Consider the following 6,930-nt stretch of genomic DNA (forward strand, 5'->3'; position numbering starts at 1 on the left):
TGGAAAATGTAGCTATTTATGACCTTATGGGGAGATTGATCAAAACGGTCAACCTTACTAATATGGGTGTAGAAAAAAAACTTGATATTTCAGAACTGGCAAGTGCAACCTATATGTTCATCATACAAGGAACACGAGGTCAAGTAACCAAACAGATCATTAAGGAGTAAGTAATTTTATAGATTCTAATTCTTTAATATTAGGGGAACCCCTTCAATTTTTGAAGGGGTTCTTATTTATAAAAAGGCTATTTTTGAACAATATTAAAAAGTAAATCTATGCTTCCCTGGCATCAATATCTTCTTGGAGTTATACTTGTAGCTGCAGGCTTTAATCATTTTAGAGTACCTAAATTCTACGAACGCATTATGCCACCATATATCCCGGCGCATAGTTCAATGGTTCTTTTAAGTGGTATTGTAGAAATGGTTTTAGGTTTAGTTCTTTTAAACAAAGACACACAAATGTATGCTGGCTGGGGTATCATTGCAATGCTAATTCTTTACTTAACCGTACATGTACATATGCTTCAAAACAAAGAAGCGTCTTTAAAGCTTCCTAAGTGGGTATTGGTACTGCGCATTCCTTTACAGTTTATATTGATCTATTGGGCGTATCACTACACTTAATACAGGTCTATCTTACTTCGGAAAAAATTACAAAGATAAATTACCCAAAGATCTCATTGAGTAGAACAGCGAGGCGGATTCCTCCTTTTTGAAGTTGTGAACGGACAACAGGCACATAATCATACATATAGCGGTAGCCTAATTTATCGCCTTTCTTTGTTGTTTCATATACCTTAATACAAAGTGCGCGACTTTCATACATCCAATCTTTTACAGTCCCGCTCTTTATAACTTCCAGTTGTTTTTCTGAAAGCACAGCACGATTGTCAACTAACTCCAAATAAGACATTTGGTAACTATCAATCATTTCTTCATCCCAGACTCTGTGCAGATTTGTTCCTTCATTAAACCATTGGACCTGAAACTGGTTTCCTCCTCTGTCATCAGCCATACCCACATGTAATGGTTGATGCAGATCTCCTATGAAATGAACCAGTAATTTCAAATGAAAAGCTTTTTTGTCTTTGGAGGCATTTTCATCTTTCAAAACTTCCATACATTTATGGATTGCCATATAAAGATCTCCTTTTTCACTTTTGGGATGTTCATCGTAAGTACTGTCGAACGGAAAGTTCACATAATGCCATGGAGCATATTTTCTGTATTGGTCATCACTTCGGATTTCATCTCCAAAGGTTGATACAAAAGCAAGAGACTGCCCATTCAATAATTTCGCAATCTGGCGTTTCGCTTTTTTCGAAAGATGTTTCTCGGCAATTTCTCCTGTAGCCCGATGCCCGGTCCTACCCCAATCATCAACTGCTCCATATACAAATACATTACTGAATAACATCAAAAACAGAAAAAAAATGGGTCTCATAGGGTAAACTAATTTTCACAAAGATACTTACTTAAACAATTTAATGATAATTTTAGAGTTCAGAAAAAGAAAAGGATGAAAGTTCAAAGAAATAAAAAGTTTGTTATTGGGTTCCTGTTGTTTTGCTTCGGAATAAGCTTCGCACAAGAAAAATTTAAAGGTGAAGAACTAAATATCCCTCCTTTTGTTGAAGGAATTTTATTAACTCCGGAAACTCCTTCAAAACCAGTACTTGTAATTATTATTGGTGGTTCCGGACCAATTGACAGGAACGGAAACCAAATGATGGCAAAAAATAATTCTCTCCGATTTTTAGCCGAAGGGTTATATACAAATGGAATTGCCACGTTCCGTTATGATAAACGTATCCTAAAAATCATGAAGATGGGAGCCATCGATGAAAAGAAAATACGTTTTCAGCATTTTATTGAAGACGCCATTACCATTATTGAACATTTTAAAGGCGACGAACGGTTTTCGAAAATTTATGTTGCCGGACATAGTCAGGGATCGCTTGTAGGAATGGTTGCCGCACAAGGTAGAGTGGATGGTTATATCTCTATAGCCGGTGCGGGACAAGAAATTGATGATGTGATCGTGGATCAAATTGCTAATCAGAATCCGGGTTTACAAGACGATGCCCGATTGGCCTTTGACGATCTACGCGTAAATGGTGTAGCAATTAATTATAACCCATTATTGGGGTCCATTTTCAGACCGGCTATTCAGCCTTTTATTTTTGATTGGATGCAGTACAACCCAAATGAAGAGATTACTAAGCTTGATATTCCTGTACTCATAATCAATGGCGATAAAGATATTCAGGTGCAGATTTCTGAAGCTGAATCATTACATAAAGCAAAACCTGAGGCGCAATTGGAAATAATTCCTAATATGAACCATATTTTTAAAGAAATAAAAGGCGATAATCTGGAAAACCAAAAATCTTATAATGAATACAGCCGTCCAATAATGCCTAAATTAGTAAAAATAATAAGTACTTTTGTAATGAAATAGTAATTTCATCAATAAATTGTATTTTGCAGCAAAACAACTAACGCATGCAGGATACAGCTACCGAAATAATTAAAGATACTACACCTTTACTTACTAATGACACCATTGTTTTTGGTGTATTAATGATCGCATTAGGACTTATTTTTTATACTTCTTCTAAAAAATCCGGGTTTTGGAATAAATTTTACAAAATAGTGCCTGCTCTTTTTATGGCATATTTTATACCGGCATTGTTTACTACATCAGGCCTTATCGCTCCCGAGTGGGTTACTGTTAGCGAAACCGGAGAAGCTGTTGAAAAAAGTTCCAATTTGTATTATATGTCGAGTCGGTATTTATTGCCTGCTGCCTTGGTACTCATGACACTAAGCATTGATCTAAAAGGAGTTTTTAACTTAGGTCCAAAGGCATTGATCATGTTTTTAACTGGTACCATCGGTATTGTCCTGGGAGGGCCTATTGCAGTTTTATTGATTGGGACTATTTCTCCGGAAACTGTGGGAGGTGTAGGTGCAGATGCTGTCTGGAGAGGACTTTCCACCCTGGCAGGAAGTTGGATTGGTGGCGGTGCCAATCAAACTGCTATGTTGGAAATTTACGGCTATAACCAGGCGCTTTATGGCGGAATGGTATTTGTGGATATTGTAGTGGCCAATATATGGATGGCCATTATTTTAATTGGTATTGGAAAAACAACCCGAATTGACAAATGGCTGAAAGCAGATACATCTGCCATTGAAAGTTTAAAGGAAAAAGTATCTTCCTATGCTAAAAAAGTAGATCGAAATCCAAGCCTAACAGACCTAATGATCTTAGCAGGAATAGCTTTCGGAACAGTTAGTTTTGCACATTTCGGAGCGAACTACATGAGTAGTTTCTTCGAGGATTTTGTCAATAGCCTTGAAGCAGGAATTACCCGAAATATTTTCACTTTCTTGAGTTCCAGCTTCTTTTGGATGATTACTATTACTACTATCATTGGAATTATATTGTCTTTTACAAAGGCCAAAAGTTATGAAGGTGCCGGAGCCAGTAAATTTGGCAGTGTTTTTATTTACATACTCGTGGCAAGTATAGGTATGAAAATGGACCTCACTCTTATTTTTGATAATGCGGGACTTATAGTAATTGGAGTTGTATGGATGATCATTCATGCCGGATTACTCATTTTAGTAGCTAAACTTATTAGAGCTCCCTATTTCTTTTTAGCAGTAGGCAGCCAGGCTAACGTAGGAGGTGCTGCTTCTGCACCTATCGTTGCTTCAGCTTTTCATCCTTCATTGGCTACCGTTGGAGTGTTACTGGCCGTTTTTGGTTATGCCATTGGTACAGTAGGCGCTATACTATGCACCATATTAATGCAATTGGCTTCAGCGGCATAGGATTTAAGTTAAAAAAAATGCATCTTTGCTCGCTTTAAAAAGAAAAATAAATGAAGAATGTTTTTTGGGTTGTAAGCCTTTTATTTTTAATAATGAGTTGTTCCGGCAATGACAACGAAATGCTCCTTACCGGAAATGTAAAAGGTTTAAAAAAAGGCACTATACTACTTAAAAAAGTAAGTGACACTAATATGACTACTGTAGATTCTGTAGTTATTAATGGAAATGCTGCTTTTTCTTTTTCTGAAGTAATTGAAAGCCCACAAATTTATTCTTTACAGCTTAAGATTGAGAACGAATCCTTGAAAGACAAAGAGTTTTTCTTTTTCGCCGAATCAGGAGAAATAAGCATCAGAACTTCACTTGAGAATTTTACAACAGCAGCGGTGATAACCGGTTCTAAAAATCACGATAAGCTTTCAGAATACAAAAAAATGGTACAGCGTTATTCCAATAGGAATTTGGACCTGATCGAAGAAGAACTTACTGCGATGCAACAGGGAAACGATTCATTGGCACAAGCTGCGCAAAAAAAACAACAAAGTACTTTGACCAGTAAGTATTTGGCTACTGTTAATTTTGCCATTAATAATAAAGATTATGAACTGGCTCCCTATTTAATGCTTAGTGAAGCATATACTGTCAACATAAAATATCTGGATACGGTTTACAGATCATTGACACCAAAAATAAAAGACTCTAAGTACGGTAAAGCATTAGAGTCTTATATTGAAGATAGGAAAAAAGCTGAAGAATAGCCTACAAGGCGTTGATCTTATGTATTAATTTTCTCCCTCGGTCTTCCAGTTCTTGATTGATCGCTTTAAAATGTTGCTTTTTGTTTTCAACCTTTTTAGTATTTACTTTTTCAATCAATTCATCAAAAACAACAATAGCATCATCTATAATTGCTTCTGCTTTTTTATTGTCTTTTTCAGGATTAGTCAGTTCCCAGATATACACTGCTTCAATGATATCTCCCAAAACATAGTTAATATCTCTTTTTAAATCGCGAACGCTTGCCATAATTTTAAATTTTCAGCAAAAATACTATTTAACAGCGTATTAAGGAATATAAACTTCTAAAAATGTAGCCGCTTTGGTTTTTAAACTCAGTTTTTTCATACTGGCAGGAATCAAAACAGTTTCTCCCTTTCGGATGGTAACTGAAGTAGTAGCCGTTTTAATTTCAGCACTTCCATCCACACACATATACACAACAAAAGAATCTATTTGAGAAAGGTCCCTTTCAAAAGTAGTCGTGAGCTTTAATTTGTTAGTTTCAAAGTAAGGAATACTCTTAAGTTGTAACGGTTCGTTTTCTATTTCGGCATAGTGCAGTTTTGCATCAGCTTGTTGATAATCAATTGCATCAATAGCTAGATCAGTGTGAAGTTCCCGGAGCTTCCCATCTGTATCCGGGCGGTCCCAGTCATAGATACGATATGTAATGTCCGATGTTTGCTGAATTTCGGCCAAAACTACTCCCGCCCCGATAGCATGGACGGTTCCCGGTGCTATAAAAAAAGCATCTCCCGTTTGCACCTTTTCAGAATATAAAACTTCTGATATCTTACGAGCTGAAAGATATTTCGTATAAGTAGCTTCGTCCATCTCACGATTAAAACCTAAAATAAGATTTGCGTCTTTTTCGGCGTGAATTATATACCACATTTCGGTTTTCCCGAAACTATTGTGGCGCGCTTTGGCCAATAAATCATTTGGATGCAATTGTACTGAAAGATCTTCCCGGGCATCTATGAATTTAAAAAGTAATGGAAACTTATTTCCGAATTTTTTATAAACTCCTTGCCCAACTAATGTTTCTTTATAGCTATTAATTAACTCTGTAAGCTCCATATCTTTCAAGCTACCATTCGCCACTACAGAAACATTCCCTTCCACTCCGGAGAGTTCCCAACTTTCACCTATGCTCCCTTTTCCTTCTTTTTTAAAAATTTGCATCAGTTTTGTTCCTCCCCAAATTTTTTCTTTTAAGATAGGTTTGAATTTTAATGGATATAAAGAAGTTTTGTTATCCATTATAGACTACAAAATTACGCGGAGTTTCATAGAGTTTCACAGAAATATCATATCTGGAATCCAATCGTTCCCGAAGCTTGTTCCAAATGACAATGGCAATATTTTCTACTGTTGGATTTAAATTTTGAAATTCCGGAACTTCCTCATTTAAATTTTTATGGTCAAAGGGGTCCTCTACCTCCTCTTTAATTATTTCTTTCAACTTTTTTAAATCAATGAGAAAACCCGTTTCAGGGTCAATTTCTCCGGAAAGACCAACTTCCAGTTCATAATTATGCCCATGATATTTAGGGTTGCTGCATTTCCCAAAAACTTCTAAGTTCTTTTCATCGCTCCATCCTTCTTTATACAAACGATGTGCGGCATTGAAATGTGCTTTACGATATACAGTTAAACTCATACGGTAAGGTCTTGGTAAAATTTATCGAAAATAATTTTGAACCATTCAGTATATATATCTGGATTATGTTTCATATCTTCTTTTACATCTTCCATAAGCATCCATTTCCAGGAGGCTACTTCATCTTCATTGATGGAAGGTTCATCATTATAGGTTCCTACCAATATATGATCAAACTCGTGTTCGGTCAATCCATTATCAAACGGAGCTTTATAAATGAACGATGTAACTTCTTTAAGAGGAGTGGTTAATCCCATTTCCTCAAAGAGCCTCCTCTTTCCTGCCTCCAAAGACGTTTCACCATCTCGCTGATGACTACAACACGTATTGGTCCATAGTCCCGGAGAGTGATATTTATGTAATGCTCTTTGTTGGAGCATTAACTCATTTTTATCATTAAATATAAATACTGAAAATGCACGATGTAATAAAGCTTTTTCATGTGCTTCCAGCTTTGGCATTAAACCAATTTTTTCATCCTTCTCATTTACAAGGATCACCTGTTCTTCTTCCATAGCAAATTTTCTTTTTTCTCAAATGTACAAAATAGGAGTTTCTAATAAAAAACAAAAAGCGCTCCTTGTAAGATAGAGCGCCTTTTTTTAATTGAAAAATATTGGTTAATCTAATTCTGTATAA

Annotated in this window: 10 protein-coding genes; 5 read left to right on the top strand and 5 right to left on the bottom strand. The window is 36.0% G+C overall.

Annotated elements, in window-relative coordinates; genetic code table 11:
- Positions 1–14: 14 nt before the first annotated feature.
- Positions 15–170 carry a T9SS type A sorting domain-containing protein gene (locus ACY2RT_RS15200; RefSeq protein WP_490156795.1) on the top strand — a complete coding sequence of 52 codons (156 nt, stop codon included), beginning with the start codon at positions 15–17 and terminating at the stop codon, positions 168–170.
- Between the two features lie 108 nt (positions 171–278).
- The gene (locus ACY2RT_RS15205) at positions 279–629 is read left to right on the top strand and encodes a DoxX family protein (RefSeq protein ID WP_490156786.1); all 351 of its coding nucleotides are present in this window, start codon (positions 279–281) and stop codon (positions 627–629) included.
- A 40-nt stretch (positions 630–669) separates the two neighbouring features.
- Here the strand turns inward: ACY2RT_RS15205 and ACY2RT_RS15210 are convergent, their stop codons facing one another.
- Positions 670–1,449: a S1/P1 nuclease gene (locus ACY2RT_RS15210; protein WP_490156787.1), complete on the bottom strand. Its 780-nt coding sequence runs from the start codon at positions 1,447–1,449 to the stop codon at positions 670–672.
- Between the two features lie 75 nt (positions 1,450–1,524).
- On the opposite strand from ACY2RT_RS15210, the gene ACY2RT_RS15215 reads away from it, so the two are divergent.
- The 3 genes from ACY2RT_RS15215 to ACY2RT_RS15225 are packed head-to-tail and all read left to right on the top strand — an operon-like array spanning position 1,525 to position 4,606.
- Positions 1,525–2,466 carry an alpha/beta hydrolase gene (locus ACY2RT_RS15215; RefSeq protein ID WP_490156788.1) on the top strand — a complete coding sequence of 314 codons (942 nt, stop codon included), beginning with the start codon at positions 1,525–1,527 and terminating at the stop codon, positions 2,464–2,466.
- A gap of 44 nt (positions 2,467–2,510) precedes the next feature.
- A complete protein-coding gene (locus tag ACY2RT_RS15220; RefSeq protein ID WP_490156789.1) occupies positions 2,511–3,848 on the top strand; it encodes a DUF819 family protein in 1,338 nt (445 codons plus the stop codon).
- Between the two features lie 50 nt (positions 3,849–3,898).
- Entirely contained in the window at positions 3,899–4,606 is a 708-nt protein-coding gene (locus tag ACY2RT_RS15225; protein ID WP_490156790.1) for a DUF4369 domain-containing protein, read from the top strand.
- A 1-nt stretch (position 4,607) separates the two neighbouring features.
- On the opposite strand, the gene ACY2RT_RS15230 is transcribed toward ACY2RT_RS15225, so the two are convergent.
- From ACY2RT_RS15230 to idi, 4 genes are read right to left on the bottom strand one after another with little or no spacing between them, the layout of a single operon-like run.
- A complete protein-coding gene (locus ACY2RT_RS15230) occupies positions 4,608–4,874 on the bottom strand; it encodes a hypothetical protein (protein ID WP_490156791.1) in 267 nt (88 codons plus the stop codon).
- A gap of 39 nt (positions 4,875–4,913) precedes the next feature.
- Positions 4,914–5,891, bottom strand: coding sequence for a type I phosphomannose isomerase catalytic subunit (locus ACY2RT_RS15235; protein ID WP_490156792.1), 978 nt, complete (start codon positions 5,889–5,891; stop codon positions 4,914–4,916).
- Positions 5,884–6,291, bottom strand: coding sequence for a 6-pyruvoyl trahydropterin synthase family protein (locus tag ACY2RT_RS15240; RefSeq protein WP_490156793.1), 408 nt, complete (start codon positions 6,289–6,291; stop codon positions 5,884–5,886). Before ACY2RT_RS15240 ends, ACY2RT_RS15235 begins: the two co-directional genes overlap by 8 nt.
- Positions 6,288–6,806, bottom strand: coding sequence for an isopentenyl-diphosphate Delta-isomerase (gene idi, locus ACY2RT_RS15245; RefSeq protein WP_490156794.1), 519 nt, complete (start codon positions 6,804–6,806; stop codon positions 6,288–6,290). Before idi ends, ACY2RT_RS15240 begins: the two co-directional genes overlap by 4 nt.
- Positions 6,807–6,930 lie beyond the last annotated feature (124 nt).

Source organism: Ulvibacter sp. 2210JD10-4, assembly GCF_058148525.1.